The following is a 21,251-nucleotide window of genomic DNA, read 5'->3' on the forward strand; positions in this document are numbered from 1 at the left end:
ATACGCGCACCATGATGGAAAGTCAGTGACGTTGTCCCCCACACGGTTCCGCGTGACCACGGTGTAGTTGGTGTAAGTGTGCACGGTGTCGCCGGCGATTGTGTCTCGGGCCGGTCACGTTACGGCGGCGCTACGGCTACGCCGCGTCAGCGGCGCTCGATCGATTCCTGCAGGCTCTTGGGCCGGATGTCGGTCCAGTTCTTCTCGATGTACTCCAGGCATTCGTCGCGGCTCGCCTCGCCGTGGACCACCCGCCACCCCGCCGGCTTGTCGGCGAAGCTCGGCCACAGGCTGTGCTGATCCTCGTCGTTGACGAGGACGAAGAAGGTGCCGTTCTCGTCATCGAAGGGGTTGATGCTCATCGCGTCTCCTTGTCGTGTGCTTGGGCGCCCCCATTAAGCCCCCAGTGGTTCCTAGTACCCGGTCAGACAGCAATCCCAAGCAGCTGAGGTTCGGAAACCCCGGCCCCTGCGTCAGCCCGGACAGGTTGGGCAGGAACAGCTTGGGCGTGACGTCGCTGACCGCCAGGTCGTAGCCGATCGCTTCCTGCAGGCTATCGGCCGTCAGCGGGCCGCCCAGCCCGAGCTCCAGCAGGTCGAGCACGTCCTGGCCGAACAACGACGTGAACCACAGCGCGTCGGCGCCCGAGCCGTCGATGACCAGGTCGAAACCGTGCACCGTCTCGAGGTTCTCGCTGCCGCGGTTGGTGGACAGGGTGAGCCGGATCTGTCCGTCGCGGCCCACGGCGTGGGCCACCCGGCCCCGCAGGTGCCGGATGCGGTCGTCGGCCAGCAGGGCTTCCTGCACGTTGGCCGAGAACACGCCGCGGTCGGTGCGGGCGAGCGCGTCGCGGCGTTCGGCCAGCGTCAGGGCGGTCCAGTCGGTGGGGTCGGAGAACAGCGAGTTCTCGAAGAAGCTCTCCCCCCGGGTGAACAGCGTCACCTGCGGCGAAATGACGGTGATGGTCGAAACCCGGTGCCGGAACAGCTCATTGAGCATCGACGCCGCCGTCTCACCGCCGCCGATGACGGCCACCCGCTCGGCGGTGATCCGGTCGTGACCCGCGGCGCGGTCCCAGAACTGGGCGATCGACAGCATGCGCGGATTGCCGGGGAGCAGCGACTTCTCGGCCTGGCCGGGCCCGGTGATCATCAGGGCGTCGGCCTGCACGGTGGTCTCGTGGGTGTGCAGCGCCCACTTCTCGCCGTTGACGGCCAGCCGCTCCACCTCGCCGCGCACCACGTTGAGGCCCACCTGGTCGGCCACCCAACCCAGGTACTGGCTCCATTTGCGATGGGTGGGCGCCGGCCGGCCGCGGTCGATCCATTCGGCGAACGACGCCGTGGCGATCAGGTAGGACTGCCAGCTGTAGCGGGTCATCCGTTCGTCGAGTTCGGCGTTGCGGCGCGGCACCAGCGCCGAGCGGTAGGGGAATCCCACGTCCTTCTCCGGGCTGGTGCCCAGCCGGTGCGCCCCGTCGGTCCAACCGCCGCTGGCCTGCCAATTGGCCGCGACGCCGATGCGTTCGACCGCGATCACGTCGGGGGCGTCGACGCCCATGTCGCGCAGCACCGACGCCTTGGCGGCGACGGCCACCGCCTTGGCGCCCGCGCCGAGGACCGCAAGTGTGCTCATGTCACCATCTCCCGCAGCGATTCGATCCAAAGGTGTTGCAGCTCGGCCAGATCGGCCTCGCCGAGGATGTCGGGCAGCGCGCGCCACTGCGCGGCCAGCACCCGCTGGCCGTCGAACGTCAGCATGGCGGCCACGATGGTGAGCTCGTGGCGCACCGCCAGCTCCGGTTCCGGTTGCGGCGACACCCCGGCGAGCAGCTCACGTTCCAGCGTCAGCGCGGCGCCGCCGCCGGTGTGGGCGGCGCCGAGGTAGTTGAGCAGCAGTTGCGGCGCCGGCAACGGGGCGAGGCGTTCGGCGGTGTCGGCGCGCAGGTAGCGCAGCAACCCGTAGTCCAGCCCGTCACCCGGGATGGCCGCCAGCTGTTCGCCCACAGCGCGCGGGTCGGCCGCCCGCACCCGCATCGGGTAGATGGAACTCAGCAGCCCGACCGTGTCACCGGTGTCGATGCCTTGCGCGGCCGACCCGTCGACGAGAGCGTCTGCGCGCCCGTGTGTTTCGAGTGCCAGCAGGGGCGGCGGCGTGGCCTGGTTGCGGGAGCGCCGCCACCGCGTCACCGTCGCCGCGGTGGCGGCGATCAGCAGGTGCGGCAACGGCAGCCCGGAGTCCAGCAGCCGGCGGGTGATGTCGGCATCGGTGGCGATCATGCGGACGTTCAGATCGCGGGCGCGGTCGCGGGCCGGATCGACCCGCCGCGCGTCGTGGTCCGGGTCGTCGCCGTCGGACTGGGCGGCCCAGAACTGCACCGTGTCCAGCGCGCGGGCCCGCTCGACGAGCGCACCGGCCCAGCGCCGGTAGCTGGTGTGCTCGCGGATCGGTGCCGGCGAGCGGCCGGCGGCCAAAGCGGTTAAGGCGGCGTCCAATTCGCCGAGGACCACCCGCCACGACGCCGGATCCATCGCGAGCACGTGGGCGGTCAGCAACAGGACGCTTCGCCCGGTCGGCGGCCGTAGCCACGTCGCGGCCAGCAGCGCTCCGCGCTGCGGGTCGAGGCGGTCCACGGCCCGCGCGACGTGTTCGGGCACCGCCGCGGGCAGGTCGCCCGTCACGGCCACCTCGGTGAGGATTTCGGCGGGCTGTGCCGGAACCAGGTTCATCGCGGCGCGGTCCAGTCGCGTGCGCAGCACCTCGTGCCCGGCCACGATGCCGGCGAGCGCGGTGTCGAGTTGCTCGCGGCTGACGTCGGCGGGCAGCCGGATGGCCTCGGTCTGCGCCAGCCGGCGCGGCTCGCCGTGTTCGTAGAGCCAACGGCCGTTGGCCAGCACCGGCATGGGCTCGGCTCTGCGCTCGACATCGCTTGTGGCGATCAGGGTTTCGGCATCGATGGCCTCCGCCAGCTCCCGGATGTTGGCGCACTCGAGGATGAGCCGGGCGCGCAGGGCGATCCCCCGCGCCCGGGCCGCCTGCACCACCGACAGCGCCACGATGCTGTCCAGGCCCAGCTGCAGGAAGTCGGCGGCCACGTCGACCCGCGGCTGACCAAGCAGCTCGGACAGCAGTTCGGCCAGCGCGGCCTCGGTGGGAGTTTCGGGTTCGGCCTCGCCGGTATCCGCCTCGGCGACCTCGAACGCGCTCAGCGCGGCCTCGTCCAGCTTGCCGTTGACGGTCAGCGGGATTTCGTCGACCGCGACGATGCGCTGCGGAATCATGTAGCGCGGCAACCGCGATGCCAGCATGCCGCGCAGCTCGCCCGCCGACGGCGGGCGCGGCGCGGCATCGGACGCGACCACGTAGGCGGTCAGCCGCGCACCAGCCGGCAGGCGGCGGACCAGCACGCCCGCGCGCCGCACGGCGGGGTGCGATTCCAGCGCGGCCGCGATCTCGCCCGGCTCGACGCGGTAGCCGCGGATCTTCACCTGGGCGTCCGCGCGGCCCACGTACTGCAACGAGCCGTCCGGCGCACGTCGCACCAAATCGCCTGTGCGGTACATCCGTTCGCCGGGTGAAAACGGGTCGGCGACGAAGCGGTGGCTGGTTTCGGCCGGGCGGCCGAGGTACCCGCGGGCCAGCTGGGCGCCGGCCAGATACAGCTCGCCGATGGCCCCGAACGGCACCAGACGCAGCGCGGAGTCCAGCACGTAACCGCGGGTGTGCTGGGTCGGCCGCCCGATCGACGGCTCGTCGTGCTGCGGGATCGCGGCGACGATGGCCTCGACGGTGGTTTCGGTGGGCCCGTAGCAGTTGTAGGCCGTCATCGGTGTGCGGGCGCACTCGGCGCGGATCAGCTCCCACGCCGGTTTACCGAGCGCTTCCCCACCCAGCGCCAGCACGGCGAGCGGAACGGTGCTGAGCAAACCGCACGCGGCGAGTTGAGCAAACATCGACGGGGTGGTGTCGATCATGTCGATGCCGTGCTCGGCGATCGTCGCGACCAGCGCCTCGGCGTCGGTCTGGGTGTGTTCGTCCACGATGTGCACAGCGTGGCCGTCGAGCAGCGCGACCAGCGGCTGCCAGGCGGCGTCGAACGCGAACGACCATGCGTGCGCGACACGCAGTGGCCGGCCCAGCCGGGCGGCCGCCGGTCGCAGCACGGCGGCCAGGTGGTCGTCGGCGTAGGCGCCCACCGCCGCGTGAGTTCCGATGACGCCCTTGGGTTCTCCCGTCGTCCCCGACGTGAAGACGACGTACGCCGCCTGCCCGGGTGCCACGCCGGCCGGGCGGAAGTCGCCGTCGGCGGGTTCGCCGGTCGCCAGCCAGTCGTCGTCGATCACGATCGACGCGCCGGTCTGCCGCAGGATGGAGTCCACCCGTTGCGGCGGCGTCGCGGGTTCCATCGGGACGCACGCGCCGCCGGCCTTGAGCACGGCGAGCATCGCGGCGACGTACTGCGGGCCGCGGGGAAGCCGAATGCCCACCGGGGTTTCGGGCCGCACACCGTGTCGGGCGAGCCGGGCGGCCAGCCCGTCGGTGCGGGCATCCAGCTCGCGGTAGCTCAGCGTGCCGCCGGCCCAGCTGACGGCCGGGCGGTCCGGGGTCCTGCGGGCGACTTCGGCGAATCGGGCATGGATCCCGACGGGCGGGGCCGGGAGCGCTCCGGCCGCGCGCCGCGGGACGACCTCGTCGTCGAAGAGCACGCTGACGTCGCGCAGCGGGCGCTCCCAGCCGCGCAGCAGGCGCTCGGCCGTGGTCAGGACCCGCCGCCCGAAGGCGGCCGCGGGGGTGGCGCCCAGCGCACCCTCGATGACCTCGATGAGCACCACCAGTTCGCCGGTTTCCATGTGGGCGGCAATGGTGATCGGGAAGTGCGACAACGTCTGCAGCGCCGACGGCCGGAAAGTCGCACCGGCGGCGGTCAATTCGGTACCGGCCGTCAGCCCGTCCAGCGGGAAGTTCTCGTAGACCAGCAGGGTGTCGAACATCTCGCCGACCCCGCCCAGCGCCCGCAACTGCGCGTGCCCGAGGTAACCGTGTTCGCGCAGCAGCGCGGCGCTGCGCTGCACCGCCCGGCATTGTTCACCGGCCTTCGCGGCGGGGTCGAGCCGCACCCGCAGGGGGACGGTGTTGATGAAGAGGCCGATCATGGTCTCCACGCCGGACAGTTCGGGCGGCCTGCCGGATACCGTGACCCCGAAAACCACGTCGTCGGTGTCGGCGAGCCGGGACAACACCACCGCCCACGCCATTTGCATCAGGGTGTTGACGGTGATGCCGCGGGACCGGCTCTCCTCGACCAACCGCGCGGTGTCCTCGGCGGGCATGCGCAGTTCGGTGGTCCGGGGCAGCCCGGCCCGCCCGCCCTCGCCGGAGCCGAGCGCGGCCGACAGCAGGGTGGGGCCGGGCAGGCCCGCCAGGTGCTGACGCCAGATCTGTTGACTGGCCTGCGGATCCCGGCTCGACAGCCAGCCGATGTAGTCGCGGTACGGCCGCGGTGCGGCCGACAGCGCCGCCACGTCGCCGCCCGCCTGATACAACGTCATCATCTCGTTGACGAACACCGGCAACGACCAGCCGTCGATCACGACGTGATGGGCGGTGAGCACCAATCGCCATCGCGCACCGGGCAATTCGATGAGCAGGAAGCGGAGGGCCGGCCCGCGTTCCAGGTCGAACGGCCGTCGGCGTTCGCCGGCCTCGAGCGCCGGCACATCCTCGGGCGCGGCGGCGACCGTGCGCCAGGGCAGGTCGACCCTCGACGGCACGATCTGCACGGGGCGTGCGATGCCCCGGCTGAAGAAGCTGGCCCGCAGGTTGGGGTGACGCACCAACATCTTTGCCGCGCAATCCCGTAACAACGCGACGTCGAGCGCGCCGGAAACGTCGGCGGCCATGCCGATCACGTACGGGTCGTCGGCCTCCCCATCGCGGAATTCGGCGAGCGTGGTCAGCGAGTACAAGCCCTCTTGCAGCGGGCTCAGCGCCATCACGTCCTCGATGTCGGGCGCGACATCTTCGGTCGTCGTCATGGCGTCCCGTCGCGCGACGACGACCACAGCTGCGTCACGGCCGCCAAATCGTCGGCCGACAGCCCGGATGCGGTCATCGGCGCGAAGCGGGTGTCGACCGTCTCCTCGAACGAACCCGCGTCAATGTCCTTGTCGCCCAGGGCGTCGACGGCCGCGGCCAGCTGCCGCACGGTCGGGTTCTCGAAGATCATCCGGGGGCTGATCGACAGTCCGGCGGCCCGCGCCCGCGCGGCCAGCTGCACCGACAGGATGCTGTCGCCGCCGAGGGCGAAGAAGTCGTCGGACCGCCCCACCTCGGGAGTCGAGAGCAGCTCGGCGAACACCTTGGCCAGCGCCCGTTCGGTGTCGGTGCGCGACGGTTCGGCCTGCCCACCGGTGCTGACCGCCGGCCGCGGCAGCCCGGGCCGGTTCAGCTTGCCGGACTCCGTCTTGGGCAGCGCGTCGAGCACGGTCAGCGACGAGGGCATCATGTAGCCGGGCAGCGTGGTGGCGATCGCGGCGCGCACCTCGGCCGCGAACACCGCCTTCTCGCCGTCGTCGACGATGGGGCGCTGCGGCACAACGTATCCCGCCAGCGAGGTGCCGCCGTGCACCTCCCAGGTGCGCGCCGCCGCGGCGGCGACGCCGTCGGCCCCCGCCAGCGCGGCATCCACCTCGGCCAGCTCGACGCGGAAACCGCGCACCTGCACCTGGTGGTCGGAGCGCCCGACGAACTCGAGCAGGCCGTCCTCGGTCCACCGGGCCAGGTCGCCGCTGCGATAGAGGCGCGAACCGGGCCGGCGGGCATACGGATTGGCGACGAACCGGGACGCGGTCAGCGCCGCCCGCCGCCAGTATCCCCGGGCCAGCTGGTCGCCCGCGTAATACAGCTCGCCCACCACCCCGACGGGAACCGGCCGCAAGCCGTCGTCGAGCAGGTAGGCGTCCGCGCCCGGAACGGGTCTGCCGACGAGCGGATTCGGCGGCGCGAGCCGGCCGCGGGAAACCGCACCGGAGGTTTCGGTCGAACCGATGTTGTTCAACAGCTCGACGTCGGCGCCGGCGCACACCGACGCCAGCCGCCGCAGCAGCGAGTCGCTCACCGGCTCCCCGCCGCACACCAGCCGGGATAGCGCTCGCAGCGCCTCGGGGCGGCTGTCGACCAGCGCGGAGACCAGGCTCGGCACCGCGGTCACCTGGGCCACCGAATGCCGGATCATCAAGTCCCCGAGGGCTTCCGGGTCGCGGTGCTCGACGTCGTCGGCGAGGATCATGGTGGCGCCGGCCGCCAATCCGGCGAGCATCTCCATCCCGCCTTCGAGGAACGTGATCGACGCCTGGGCCAATCGAACGTCGTCGGTCCGGGGCGGGTAGTGCCGCAGCTGCCAGTCCAGCCGCGCGGCCATCGACCGATGCGTGCCCACCGCCCCCTTCGGCTTGCCGGTGGAGCCCGACGTGAAGACCAGGTACATCGGGTCATCGGGGTGCGGCAGCGGCAGCCCGGCCGCCCGGGAATCGACTTCGGTGTTCTCGATCGCGGCCCGCACCTGTGGGTCATCCAGCGAGATCACGGCGACACCGGCGACGTCGGGCATGCCGTCGAGCGCTTCGGCCGTGGCCAGCACCACCGGCGGTGCGACGTCGTCGAGCATGAACTGCTTGCGCGCCGGCGGGTAGCCGGGGTCGATGGGGAAGTAACCGCCGCCGGCCTTCATGATGGCGACCAGCGCCACCACGAGGTCGATGCTCCGCCGGGTGGAGAGCCCGACCAGCGTCCCCGCCCCCACGCCGCGGCCGACGAGCAGGGCCGCCAGGTTGTCCGAACGGCGGTGCAGCGCAGGGTAATCGATGCGCTCGTCGCCGCATCGCACCGCGATCCGGTCGGGCCCCAGGCTTCGGCTGGGCCGCAGCAATTCCGGGATGGTGCGCGGCCGGTCGTGCGGCGGCAGCTCGCCCCGGCTCCAGTCCTGCAGCATGCGGCGCCGGTCTTCGGCGCCGATCAGCTGCACGTCCCGCAACGTCTGATCCACGTCGGTGGCAAACTCGGTGACCACCCGGGTCAGCCAGCCGGCCAGGCGCTCGATGGTGGTCCTGCTGTACAACTCGGTGCGGAAGATCAGGTTGCCGTTGTAGCCGATGCCCGCCGAGGTGTCGGTGCCGTCGGCGCCGTCGGTGCCGAAGAAGTTGACGCTGAGATCCGCGTGCGCCATGTCGAACACGGGGTCCAGTGAGGTGCACACGGTGTCCTGCCCGCCGTCGGGGGCCTGCTCGATCACTCGCGTGGCGGGCAGGTGGTCGCGGACGTGCACCACGACCTGGAACAGCGGGTTGCGCGACAGCGAGCGCACCGGGCTGACGCTGTCGACCACCCGGTCGAAGGGCAGATCCTGATGCGCGTAGGCGGCCAGCGCCGTCTCGCGGGCGCGGGTCAGCAGTTCACGCAGGGTCGGGTTACCGGTCAGGTCGTTGCGCAACACCAGGATGTTGACGAAAAACCCGATCAGTTGGTCCAATTCGGACTCGGAGCGTCCGGCGACCGGGGTCCCCAGCGGGATGTCGAGGCCGCCGCCCGCCTTGTGCAGCACCACGGCGACCGCCGTTTGCAGCAGCATGAATTCGGTGATGCCCAACTCGCGGCACAACTCGGCGAGCTTGGCGCGGGTGGTCGCGTCGATGCGGAAGTCGACCGATTCGCCCTCCCCGGTGGGGACGGGCTGGCGCGGGAAGTCCGGCCGCAGCCCGGTGTCCTCCGGCAGACCGGCCAGTTGCCGATTCCAATACTCCCGCTGCTCCGCGGCGACGCTGGACTCCTGACCGGCCGCGTCGCCCAGGAACGCGCCCTGCCAGGCCGCGTAATCGGCGTACTGCACCCGAAGCGGCGCCCAGGCCGGGGCCTCCCCCGCCCGGCGGGCCCGGTACGCGGTCATCACGTCGGCGAACAGCACACCCGCCGACCAGTGGTCGGAGGCGATGTGATGGATCACGAGCGACAGCACGTGCTCCGCGGCGTCAGCGTCGGTGCGCAACAACGCGATTCGCACCGGCAGCTCACGGTCCAGCTCGAAGCAGTGCCGGCGCTCGGCGTCCAGCTGCTCGCGCAGCCAGGTGTCGTCGGGCCCGGTCGCCCGGCGCACCGGAACCTCGCCGGCGGGGCCGACCACTTGGTAGGGCACGCCGTCCAGCTCCACGTAGGAGGTGCGCAGGATCTCGTGGCGGGCGACGACGTCGCCGACGGCGGCGATCAACGCGTCGATGTCCCACGGCCCGCTCAGCTTCGCGGCGAAGGGAATGTTGTTGACCCAGCTGGGGCCGTCGATGCGATAGGCGAACCAGCTGCGCAGCTGCGACGCCGACAGGGGCATCGGCTGGTCGTGCGCTGTCGCGATCAGCTTGGGCCGCGCCTGCCTGGGCTCCCCGGAACTCAGCTGATCGACCCGCTCCGCCAACAGGCCCACCGTGGCGAGCTCGAAGACGTCCCGGATGCCCAACTCCACGCCGCACTCCGAGCGGATCGCGGTCACGAGCTTGGTGGCCACCAGCGAGTGGCCGCCCAAGTCGAAGAACGAGTCGTCGACGCCCACCCGGTCGTGACCGAGCAGCGTGGAGAACAGTGCGGCGATGCGGCGTTCGGTAACGGTTGTGGGGTCGCGGTATTCGGTGACGGCCGCGATCTGCGGTTGGGGCAGTGCGGCGCGGTCGATCTTGCCGTGCGCCGTGATCGGGATCTCCTCGAGCGGCACGTAGGCCGCCGGCGTCATGTAGTCCGGCAGGGCGGCTGCCACCCGCGCGCGAATGCGTTCCACGTCAACGGTTTCCGGGCCACCGCCCGGGGCGGGCGTCACATATCCGACCAGGCTCTTGCCCAGCCGGGGTAGGTCCATGGCCAGCACGACGGCTTGCCCGACGCTCGGGTCGACCGAGATGGCGGCGGCGACCTCGCCCAGCTCGATGCGGAAGCCGCGGATCTTGACCTGTTCGTCTGCGCGCCCGACGAATTCGATGTCACCGTCGGCGTTGCGGCGGGCGAGGTCGCCGGAGCGGTACAACCGGGCGCCCGGCGTGAACGGGTCGGCGACGAACCGCTCGGCCGTCAACGCGGGCCGCCCGTGGTATCCGTGCGCGACATGCATTCCGCCGATGTAGATTTCGCCGATCACGCCGACGGGGACCGGCCGCAGCGCGTTGTCGAGCAGATACACCTGCGTGTTGATCTTCGGGCGTCCGATGGGCACCACCCGGGTGCCTTGGGCCCCCTCCACCGGGAAGCTGGTGCAGTTGACGACGGTCTCGGTCGGTCCGTAGAAGTTGTACAGCAGCGCGTCGAAGGTGGCGTGGAACTTGTCGGCGATCTCGCCCGGCAGGGCCTCGCCGCCGATGGGCACGCGCCGCAGGGTGCGCCACTGGCTGACGCCCGGCAGCGACAGGAACAGGCCCAGCAGCGACGGGACGAAATGCATCGAGGTGATGCCTTCGCGGCTCAGCAGGTCAGTCAGGTAGCCGATGTCGCGCAGCCCGTCGGGTCGCGGGATCACCAGCCTGGCGCCCATGATCAACGTGCCGAAGATCTCGCCCATGGAGACGTCGAAGCTCGGCGAGGCGACCTGCAGCAGCCGGTCGGTTTCGTCCACGTGGTATTCCTCGCCGAACCAGACGAAGTACTCGGCGATCGGCTTGTGCGGCACCGGAACACCCTTGGGCAGGCCGGTCGAACCGGAGGTGTAGATCAGGTAGGCGGTGTTGTCGGGGCTCAGCGGGCGGAGCAGCTCGGAAGGCGCCGTGGCCGGGTACCGCGACAACCCGGTGACCGGCTCGCGCAGCACCAGTTTGGTGTCGGCGTCGCCCAGGATGAAGGTCAGGCGATCCTCGGGGTAGGTGGGGTCGACCGGCAGGTAGACCGCGCCGGCCTTGAGCACGCCCAGCGCAGTGATGACCAATTCGGGTGACTTGTCCAGCAGTACCGCCACGCGGTCCTCGGTGCCGATACCCCGCTCGATCAGCCAGTGCGCCAGGCGGTTCGACTCTTCGTCGATCTCGCGGTAGGTGTACTCGCGGCCCTCGTAGACGACGGCGATGGCGTCGGGCGAGCGCGCCGCCCGGCGGGTGACCAGCGCGGGCAGGGTGGCGGCCGGGGTTTCGAACGCCGCCCCGGTCGAGGCCCAGCGCAACCACTCGGCGTCGTCGGCGTCCATCAACGCGCAGGCCGATAGCGCCGCATCGGGGTCGGTCAGCGCGCTATCCAGCAATACGCCGTAGTGCCGGAGCAGCTGCTCCACCAGCCGTTGATCCAACACCTCGACCAGGTATTCGGCCTCGACGGACCCGCCGCCGGCCGAGCGGTCCAGCTCGATCATGAAACTCAATGGCAGCTGGTTGAATTGACCGCGCAACTCACCGCGCTCGCACCGCACGCCGGGCGGGCAGAAGCCGGCGCCGTCGGGCTCCCGCTGCCCGAAGCTCACCCGGGTCATCCGGTCGGCGCCGTGGCGGCGATCGGGATTGGACTCGCGCACCAGCCAGTCCAGGTCGGCGCGCGAGTGGGCGAAGGCGCCCACCGCGCTGTCGCGGGTTTGGGCCAGCAGCTCCCGGAATGTTTGGTGGGGCTGCGGCCGCAGCCGGATCACCACCGTGTTTCCGTAGTAGCCGATGGCGGAATCGCTTTCGACGCCGCGGTTGAGCACGGGGGCGGCGACCAGGAAGTCCGTTGACTGGGTGTAGCGGTGCACCAGCGCGGCGAAGCCAGCCATCAGCACCATGTACGGGGTGGCGCCGGTCTCGCGCGCCAGCGCCGCGGCCTTGTCGACGGTCGCCGCCGACAACCGCGTGGTGGCGCGCTGGGCACGCCAGGTGCTTGGCACCACCGACCCGTTGGTCCCCGGAAGCTCAAGCGGCTCGGGCAGATTCGCCATCAGGGGCCGCCAGTATTCGAAGTCCGCGGCGGGATCGGCCGCTTCGTCCGGCCCGGGTGCGGTTAAGGCGGGGACACCGCCGAGGTCGTCGGTGTATGCGCGAGTGAGGTCGGTGAAAAACGGCGTCCACGAGGCGTCGTCCCAGGCGATGTGGTGAGCCGTGATCAACAGCATCAGCTCGTCGCCCGACAAGCGCGCCGCCGTGACGCGCAGTGGGGAATCCTCGGCGAGGTCGAAGGGGCGGCGGAAATCCCGTTGCGCCAGCACGTCCAGCCGCAACCGACGGGCCTGCTCCGTCAACTCCGACAGATCGTGTTCGGCCCACTCGGGCTGCAACTCCTCGCGGACAACCGGATACGGGTCACCGTCCGCGCCGGTGGCATACGTGGTGTGCAGCACCTGGTGCCGCGCGGCCACGGCGTCGACCGCGCGCCGCAATCGTTGAAGGTCGACCGCGCCGGTGACCCGGTAGGACACACAGACGTTGAGCAGCGCGCTGTCGGGGTCCACAGACTGCACGAACCACATCCGGTGCTGGCCGACCGACATGCGCGGTTCGTCTTTGGTCGCCACGGCCGCCTCGGCGGCCGGTCTGGCCAGTCCGCGTTCGGCGATCTTGCGGCGCAACAGTTCCAGGCGCTCGTCGTCGAGATGGGCGCCGGCTCGGGTGGTGTCCGTCACGCGGGGAGTCCAACCTTTCTCGGTTCGGGGGTGTCGAGGGGCGTGTCCGGTCGCGGCCCGTCACCTGGGTCGACGCGCAAGGCGTCGATCAGTTCGTCGAGGGTGATGCCGCCGAGCATGCGCGCCACCGGGACCGACCTTCCGACCGTCCGGCGCAGCCGCTTGCGCAGGTCGAGCGCGAGCAACGAGTCCACGCCAAGGTCGATGAGCGGTGCGCTCGGGTCGATCATGACCGACTCCCCCAGGTGCAGTGTGGCGGCCAGCTCGGCGCGCACCACCTCACCGAGCGGCTTGGCCGCGCCGTCCTCGTCCGCGGCGGCGGCCTTGGCGGTCGTGAACGGCATTGGCATGCCCTGGCTTTCGAAGAAGACCGCGAGCCGGTCGAAGTCCGCGCGGAAGATCAGCGGATCGCCGTCGTAGCGGCGCAGGCCGGCCTCGATCGCCGGCTCGGGCGCCATCGCGATCAGGCCGGAGCGTTCGGTGCGGGTGATCTCGTCGCCCGTCACCACGCCGGCGGCCTGCCACAGGCCCCACCGGATCGCCGTGCAGTCGTGGCCCGCGCTGCGCAGCTGAGCGACCAGCACATCGAGCATGCGGTTGGATGCGGCGTACGCCGCGTGCGCGCGGCCACCCCATACCCCGAACACCGACGAGCAGGCCAGGATTCGGCAATCCGGCCGCAGCGGCCACATCTGCGCCAGCGCGGCCAGGCCGCTCACCTTCGCGGCGCAGACCGCGGCGACGTCGGCGCCGGTGAGTTCGGCGCGCGTGCGGGCCTCGGCGATGCCGGCGGTATGGATCACCAGAGACGCGCCGGGCCCGGGGTGCCCTGCGGCCGCGTCGGCCAGCGCGGCCAGGTCGGTGATGTCGCACCGCGGGGCGCGCAGGTCGACGTCGTGGCCCTGGGCGAGCCGGCGCAGCGTGGGCTCGTCGATGCCGTTGCGGCTCAACAGCGTCACCGTGCGCGCCCCGCGTTCGATGCAGTATCGGGCGTACTGCAGGCCGATCGCCCCGCTGCCGCCGGTGATCACCACGTCGTCCAGCGCGGCCGCGTCGAGGGGCCCCGCGGTCCCCGAGTCGGGGCACTCCCGCAAGGTTCGTAGGTAGCGTCGCGGCGAGCCATTGCCCCGCAACGCCACCTCGGCCGCCTCGCCGAGCAACACCTCGACCGCCGCGCGCGCCGTCGGATCGTCGACGTCTCGCCCGGGCAGGTCGAGATGCCCGAAGGCCTGATCGGCGAACTCGAAGCCGACGCTGCGATGCATGGCGGCCAACGCCGCCTGCCCGGGAAGCGCCGTGGGGTCATGCCGTTCGACGGTTTCGGCGCCGGCGGTGAGCAGCCACACCACCCGGCACCGAGGGCCGATCAGCGCGCGGTAGTCGGCTAGTCCCGCGTCCGGCCGGCGCGCGATCTGCTCGATCGCCGCGGCGGCGTCCGGCTCGTCGAGCGCCGGGGCTGCCACGACCAGGATCTCGGCGTCGTTCGGTGACACCACCCGGCAGTTGCCGCGCGCCTCAACGGCGTCGATCAGCCGTTGGGCCAACGTGCCGGTCGTGCCGTGGAAGCCGATGTCGGCGCCCCCCGACGGCGCCGATGCCGCCCGCCGCCAATGCTCGACGGCGACCGTGAGCTCCGAGGCCGGCGCGGTCTCGATCGCCGGTTCGGGCGCCGCCCAGAGGTGTATCGACCGCATGGGCGCGTTGGGGAACCCGCGCAGCGGCGAGCGGACGCCGCCCGGAATCGTGTTGGCCCACTGGCAACCGGGATCGGCGGTTGCGACGGCCGCGATGTTGGCCGCGAGCGTGTCGGTGATGGCCGAGTCGCGGTGTCCCGAGCCGACGGCCACGGCCGTCCGCTCGTCAATGAGGTCGGCGAGCGGATACAGCAGCGCGGGATGCGCGGACAGCTCGACGAAGGTGGTGGCGCCCAGTCCTTGCGCCGCCGCCACCGCGCGATCGAAACGCACAGTGTTGCAAAGGTTTTCATACCAATATTCGGCAAAATCGCGGTCGCTGCCGACCTCCGCGCCGAAGGTCGAGCCGACGAATCGCACCGGACTGTCTCCGAACGCCGAGCGGGGAGTCAGCTCCGCGAGCTGCCGACGCAAGGGCCGCAGGACGCTGGTGTGCCCGGGATAGTCCACGGCCAGTTGGTGGGTGAACACGCCGCGTTGCTGGGCCCGCCGCACCGCGGCGGCCACCGCGTCGTGGTCACCGGACACCACCGTCGACGAGGGCCCGTTGACCGCCGAGACTTCCAACCAGCCAACCGTTTCGCCGATCAACGACTCCGCCTCGTCGACGCCCGCGCCCAGCACCGCCATGGCGTAGTGACCGGTCAAGCGGTCGACGATGGTGGCGCGGGCCCCGACCAGCGCGACCGCGTCCGACAGCGATATCGTTCCGGCGACGTAGGCCGCCGCGACCTCGCCGAGGCTGTGCCCCACGGTGATTGCCGGGAGCACGCCGTGGAATCGCCACTCGTGGGCCAGGCTGACGGCGTGGGTGAACTGCGCCCCCTGGATTTCGGTGCGCGACCAGTCCCGGTCGACTTGCCCGGTCAGGTAGGGCAACGGTGACGGCAACCCGGCGGCCAGAAACGCCCGGGCACATCGGTCCGCCTCCGCCCGGTATGCCGGAAGCCGTTGGTAGGCTTCGGCGCCCATCGATTGCCATTGGTTGCCCTGGCCGGGAAACACGAAGGCGATTACCGGCGCGACGCCGATCGACGAGCGGGTGACCAGCGGGTGTTGGGCACCGCGGGCCAGCGCGGCCAGTCCGGCGACGAGCTCGGCGCGGTCGGCCGCCCGGACCACCGCGCGGTGCCGTCGCACCCGCCGCAGCCGCAGCAGGCTGGACGCCACCGCCGCGACATCCGCATCGGCACCAGCGGAGTCCAGATGGTCCAGGATCGCCCGGGCGTCCCGACCGATCAGCTCCTCGGCGTGCGCGGACAGCAGCACGGGCACGCGAGTGTCGGGCAGGGGGGAGGTCAGCATCACGCGACCTCGGGCAGGTTGACGATCACGTGGGCGTTGGTACCTGCGATGCCGAATGCCGACGTCGCCGCGATCCGCTGCCCACCGACCGCGGGCCACGGGGTCAGGTTCTTCGCCAGGCGCAGACCCTGGCTCTCCCAGTCGATTTCGGGGCTCGGGTCCGCGGCGTGCAGGGTCGGCGGGATCGCCCCGTGCTCCGCGGAGACCAGCACCTTGGCCAGCCCGAGCGCCCCGCTGGCGGCCAAGGCGTGCCCTACGTTGGATTTCACCGAGCCCAGCAGCGCGCCGCCGCCGGGCGCCGTTTCGCCGTACGTTTGCGCCAGCGAGCCCAGTTCCGTGCGGTCGCCGAGGCGGGTACCCGTGCCGTGGCCCTCGAGCATGCCGACGTCTTCGGGCCGAATCCCGGCCTGCGCCATCGCACGCCGGAACAGGCGGACCTGCGCGTCACCGCTGGGGGCGCTGAGCCCGGCGCTGCGGCCGTCCTGGTTGACGGCGGTGGCGCGGACCTCGGCGACGACCTGCCGGCCGGCGCGCAGCGCGGACGATTTGCGTTGCAGCACAAACATCGCCGCCCCCTCGGCCCACACCGTGCCACTGGCCTGGGCGCTGTAAGGGCGGCAGTGGCCGTCGTCGGAGAGGGCGTGTTGCTTGGAGAACTCGACGAAGAATCCCGGCGAGCCGAGCACGTTGACGCCGCCGGCCAACGCGAGGTCGCAGTCGCCGTTCTGCACCGACCGCACGGCGACGTGGAATGCGGCCAACGCGGACGCGCACGACGAGTCCACCGTCAGCGCCGGTCCGGCCAGGCCCAGCGTGTAGGCGACCCGACCGGAGATCACGCTCAGCGCGGTGCCGGCGAGCAGGTGGCCGCTGTGCTCGGAGAAGCCGGCCATCTGCGGCCCGTACCCGGTGGCCGAGGCGCCGACGAAGCAGCCCGCGTCGTGCCCGGCCAGGTCGTCGGGGTTGATGCCGCTGTTTTCCAGCGCGCGCCAGGACACCCGAAGCACGACGCGCTGCTGGGGGTCCATGGCGACGGCCTCGCGCGGCGAGATGCCGAAGAACTCGGGATCGAATGTCGTTGCGCCCGAGAGAAATCCACCGCGGTCATGGATCTCCTTGAAGCCGCTGCGTCGCGACCCGGCGAGCAGCTCGCGGACCTGCCAACCGCGGTCGGTGGGGAACGGGCCGAGCGCCTCTCGGCCCTGCGACAACAGCTCCCAGTACTTGTCGGCGGTGTCGATGCCGCCGGGCGCTTCGACGGCCATGCCGACGATCACCACCGGGTCGGCGTCATGGGGCCGCTCAGACATCGGCGTTCACCCGTTCCGCGACGGCATCCAGGTGCTCGTCGAGATAGAAGTGTCCGCCGTCGTACAGGAACAGCTCGAAGGCGCCCGCCGTGTGGTTCTCCCACAGCCGCAACGCTTCCGGATCGACGCGGTGGTCGTCGCGCGCGCCCAGCACGCGGATGTCGGCGCTAATGCGCACGCCGGGGGCGCACTCGTAGCGGTTGACCGCCTGGTAGTCGGCACGCACCGCGGTGGTCAGCAGCTCGGCGAACTCTTCGTCGGCGAGTAGGTCGGGATCGGTGCCGCCGAGATCGGCGATGTCGGCCAGCAATCCGTCGTCGGTGGTCGGCAACGCCGGCATCGCGGCGACCGCCGACGGCGCCGGGCCGGCCGACACCCACAGTCGCTGCACGGGGATGTCGTGGGATTCGGCGATCCGGGCGAACTCGAACGCCACGACGGCCCCCATGCTGTGCCCGAAGAGCCTCAGCGGCGCGACGCGCGCCCACGGACCCGCGTCGAACAGGCCCTGCGCCAGGTCGTGCACGGTGTCGGGGGCGGGGTGACTCAGCCGGTCCGCGCGCTGCGGGTACTGCACGATGTAGGTGTCCCCGCCCGCGGCCAGGGCGGTCGCCAGCGCGCGGTAACCCGCCGCGGCGGCTCCCGCGTGCGGAAACACGACGGTGGCGCCGGCGCGCCGGCTCGCGTTCGGGGCGGGGGCACGCTTGATCCACGGCGCGAATTCGGCCGGCCTGCTCAGCAGCGGTTCGGATGTCATTGCGCGGTCCCGGGTTTCCCGGTCTGATGCGCCGCCGACAGCACCGTCTCGGCGTCCATGTGGATGACTTCCAGGTACAGCTCGGCCACCTGATCCAGCCGTGCCGCGTCCCGCTCGCGCCCGGTGAGCAATTCGGCAAGGGCCGCAACGGTTCTGCTGGCGAAGATGTCGGCGACCATGATGTGCGGGGTGTCCAGCCAGGTCCGGATCCGGCCGACGGCCTGGGTGGCCAGCACCGAATCCCCGCCCAGGGCGAAGAAGTCGTTGTCGCGCCCGACTTGATCCGCGCCGAGCAGATCGCCGAGGAGCGCGGCGAGGGCCGATTCCAGCGGCGTCGACGGGGCCCGGAAGCCGGGCCGCTCGGACAGCGAAACCGCGGCGCCCAGCTCGCGGGCGACGGCGCGACGGTCGATCTTTCCGGCGCTGGTGAACGGGATGCGCTCCAGCAGCGCGAAGTGTCGCGGAATCATGTGCGCCGGAACGAGTTCGGCCATCGACGCGCTGAGAAGCTCGGCGGTCGGCGCCGCAGCGCCGGAGCTCTCCGGGCAGACGGCGGCCGCCAGGACCTCCGACCCGCCGGATCCGGGGACCAGGGCGGCCACCGCAATCGCCACCCCCGGCAGCCGCCGCATCGCGGCCTCGATCTCGCCGAGCTCGACGCGATATCCGCTGATCTTGACCCGGTGGTCCGCGCGTCCGACGAACTCGAGGGTGCCGTCGGGCCAATACCTGGCCAAATCGCCGGTGCGGTACCACGTTCGTCCCGCGTGCTCGACGAAGCGCTCCGCGGTGAGGTCAGGGCGACCGCGGTAGCCCCGCGCGATGCCCCGACCGGACACCCAAAGCTCGCCGGCGACCCAGTCGGGGCAGTCGTCGCCCGCGTCGTTGACCACGCGGCAGGCGTTGTTGTCCAGCGGCACGCCGTAGGGCAGGGCGGTCCAGTCGGCCGGCAGCGCGATCGGGTCGGCGACCTCGAAAATCGTGTTGTGAACCGGCGTTTCGGTTGCGCCGCCCAGGCCGGCGAAGCGAACGTCGGGCGCCTCGGCCCGCAGCCGGCGCGCCAGCTCGGGGCGGACCCAGTCCCCGCCGGTCGGGACCACCCGCACCGACGACAGCCGTCCGCGGCCGACCTCGATCAGCATTTCCAGCCAGCCCGGCATGAAGTGCAGCACGGTGACCCGGTGGGCGTCGATCAGCCGGGCCCAGGCGTCGGGGTCGCGGCGCTGCGCCTCGTCGACCACCACGATCGACCCGCCCGTCCGCAGAGTCACGAAGATGTCCATCACCGAGATGTCGCCTTCGAGGGTGGACAGGGCCAGGCATCGATCCGCGGGGCCGATCTCGAAGTGCCGGGCGATGAACTCCACGGTGTTCATCGCGGCGTCGTGCGTCACCTCGACGCCCTTGGGCTCGCCGGTCGAGCCGGATGTGAATAACACGTAGGCCAGCTCGCCGGGATCGATTCTGCCCGAGTCGATGTCGGCCGGCTCGCCGCGCAGCACGTCGGCCAGCGTCAGCTCCGGCACGGGCAGCGACAGCCGCTGGCCGCCGCACACCAGGGCCACCCGCACCGCGCCGGTTTCGATGATGCGCTCCGTGCGGTCGCGGGGCTGGTCGGCGCCGATGGGCAGGTACACCGCGCCGATGCTGAGGATGCCCAGCAGCGCGGGCACCTGCTCGGCCGTCTTGGGCCCCATCACCGCGACCGTGTCGCCGGCGCCGACGCCGGCCGCGCGCAACGCGGCGGCCACCGCCCGCGCCTGGTCGCGCAGCTGGGCGTAGCTGAGGTCACCGGAACTGGCGAATATTGCCGGTGCGTCGGGCCGCTGCTCGGCTTGCCGGAAGAACCCGTCGTGCAACGCTTCTCCGCTGGGCTCGGCGGTGCGGCCGTTGACCGCGTCGCGCACCGCGCGCTGCGCGTCCGGCAGCGGCGACGGCCCGGGGGCGTCCCAGCTGTCGTCGGCGGAGGCCAGCCGGACCAGTTCGTCGATGTGGTAGCCGAACATGGCGTCGATGACGCCCGGGGCGAAGATGCCTTCGCGCACATCCCAATTCACCAGTACGCCGCCGTCGAACTCGGTGACCTGAGCGTCGAGCAACACCTGCGGGCCCTGGGAGATGATCCACGCGGGCGCGCCGAATTGGGCGGTGACCTCGCGGCCGAACAGGTCGCCGAGCCCCAGCGCACTGGTGAAGACCACCGGCGCCAGCACCTGCGCGCCGCGATGGCGGCCGAGGTCCCGCAGCACCGACAACCCGGGATAGGCACAGTGAGCGGCGGCGGTCCGCATCGCGTCCTGCACGGCCCGCGCCCGCTCTGCGGCGGTCCGCGTGCCGGTGAGGTCGACGTCGAGCAGCAGCGAGGAGGTGAAGTCGCCGACCAACGAGTCGACGTCGGGGTGCAGCGGCTGGCGCCCGAACAGCGGCACGTTCAACAGGAAGCGCGAGGTGGTCGACCAGCGCGCCAGGGCATTGGCGAACGACGCGGCCAACGTCATCGCCGGGGTCACCCCGCGGGCCTGGGCGCGCGAAAACAGGGCGTCCCGGGTCTGCGGGTCGAGCCAGTGCCAGAGCCTGGTGCTGCGCCGCGAGCGCCGGTCGCCGGTGACGGGCAGGGCCGGCGGGTCCGGCAGTTGCGGGATGCGCTGCGCCCACCACTGTCGGGCGGCGTCGCGGGCCGGTTGCGGCCGGGCCTCCTCCGCCTCCACGGCGCGGCGATACTGCGGATAGGTGTAGCTCAACGCGGGCAGTTGGTGACCCAGGTACAGGGCGGCCAGGTCGGCCATCAGGGTGCGGTAACTCATCGCGTCGGCGGCCTGCATGTCCAAATCGACGTGCAGGCGCGAACGTTCGCCCGGCAGCAGTGTCAGGGCCAGCTCGAACACCGCGCCGTCGAGCTGCTGATGCGACTTGGCGTCGCGGATGGCGGCCAGCCGTTCGTCGACCCTGTCGCCGTCCAGGCCGCGCAGGTCCTCGACCCCCACCGGGAATCGGCCACCGGCCGCCGGGATGGATTGGGTGCCGTCGGGCAGGAACTGCACGCGCAGCATCGGGTGGCGCCGGGCCAGCGCCGTGGCCGCCGCGCGCAGCCGTTCGGGGTCGATCGGGCCGCCGTCGAATTCGACGTAAAGGTGCCCGGCCACCCCGCCGAGCGGCTGGTTGTCCTGGCGGCCGACCCACATGGCGTGCTGCATCGGCGCCAGCCCGAAGGGCTCTTCCGGGGCGTCCGGCACGGGGGCCTGCTGCTCGGCGAAGTCGGCCGGCGCATCCGCGCAAACCAGGTCTGACCAGGCCTCGATCGTCGGCGTGGCGGCCAGCGTGGCGAAATCGACGGCGATCCCCTGGCGGCGCCAGCGGCCCGCGAGGGTCATCATCCGGATGGAATCCAGGCCCTGGGCGATGAGATCGGTACCGGGGTGAACGTCGCCGACGCCGACGCCGAGCAGTTCGGCCACCTCTGCCCGGATGCCTTCCGAGCGCGCCGAGGCACGCACCACGAACCCTCCCTGGATTAGCAAAGGCTGCCCTAAGTTTTTGGTTACCCTATCCTTACTCCCGGATCGCCGCCACTACGCCCCCCGCCT

At 71.6% G+C, this 21,251-nt stretch carries 8 protein-coding genes; all 8 read right to left on the minus strand.

Going from position 1 to position 21,251, the window contains the following annotated elements:
• Positions 1-146 precede the first annotated feature (146 nt).
• From A5730_RS09545 to A5730_RS09580, 8 genes are read right to left on the minus strand one after another with little or no spacing between them, the layout of a single operon-like run.
• A complete protein-coding gene (locus A5730_RS09545; protein WP_067898763.1) occupies positions 147-362 on the minus strand; it encodes an MbtH family protein in 216 nt (71 codons plus the stop codon).
• A complete protein-coding gene (mbtG, locus tag A5730_RS09550; RefSeq protein WP_067898766.1) occupies positions 340-1,635 on the minus strand; it encodes an NADPH-dependent L-lysine N(6)-monooxygenase MbtG in 1,296 nt (431 codons plus the stop codon). Before mbtG ends, A5730_RS09545 begins: the two co-directional genes overlap by 23 nt.
• The gene (locus A5730_RS09555; RefSeq protein ID WP_067899578.1) at positions 1,632-6,035 is read right to left on the minus strand and encodes a non-ribosomal peptide synthetase; all 4,404 of its coding nucleotides are present in this window, start codon (positions 6,033-6,035) and stop codon (positions 1,632-1,634) included. The genes mbtG and A5730_RS09555 overlap by 4 nt, the downstream gene beginning before the upstream one ends.
• Complete coding sequence (locus A5730_RS09560; RefSeq protein ID WP_067898770.1) at positions 6,032-12,601, minus strand: non-ribosomal peptide synthetase; 6,570 nt, start codon at positions 12,599-12,601, stop codon at positions 6,032-6,034. Before A5730_RS09560 ends, A5730_RS09555 begins: the two co-directional genes overlap by 4 nt.
• Positions 12,598-15,600 carry a mycobactin polyketide synthase MbtD gene (gene mbtD, locus A5730_RS09565; protein WP_067898773.1) on the minus strand — a complete coding sequence of 1,001 codons (3,003 nt, stop codon included), beginning with the start codon at positions 15,598-15,600 and terminating at the stop codon, positions 12,598-12,600. Before mbtD ends, A5730_RS09560 begins: the two co-directional genes overlap by 4 nt.
• Entirely contained in the window at positions 15,600-16,910 is a 1,311-nt protein-coding gene (locus A5730_RS09570) for a polyketide synthase (RefSeq protein WP_067898776.1), read from the minus strand. Before A5730_RS09570 ends, mbtD begins: the two co-directional genes overlap by 1 nt.
• Entirely contained in the window at positions 16,903-17,667 is a 765-nt protein-coding gene (locus tag A5730_RS09575) for a thioesterase II family protein (protein ID WP_067898779.1), read from the minus strand. The genes A5730_RS09570 and A5730_RS09575 overlap by 8 nt, the downstream gene beginning before the upstream one ends.
• A complete protein-coding gene (locus tag A5730_RS09580) occupies positions 17,664-21,164 on the minus strand; it encodes a non-ribosomal peptide synthetase (protein WP_067898782.1) in 3,501 nt (1,166 codons plus the stop codon). Before A5730_RS09580 ends, A5730_RS09575 begins: the two co-directional genes overlap by 4 nt.
• Positions 21,165-21,251: the final 87 nt, after the last annotated feature.

Origin of the sequence: Mycobacterium sp. ACS4054, from assembly GCF_001667275.1 — a bacterium.
Lineage (GTDB): Bacteria > Actinomycetota > Actinomycetes > Mycobacteriales > Mycobacteriaceae > Mycobacterium.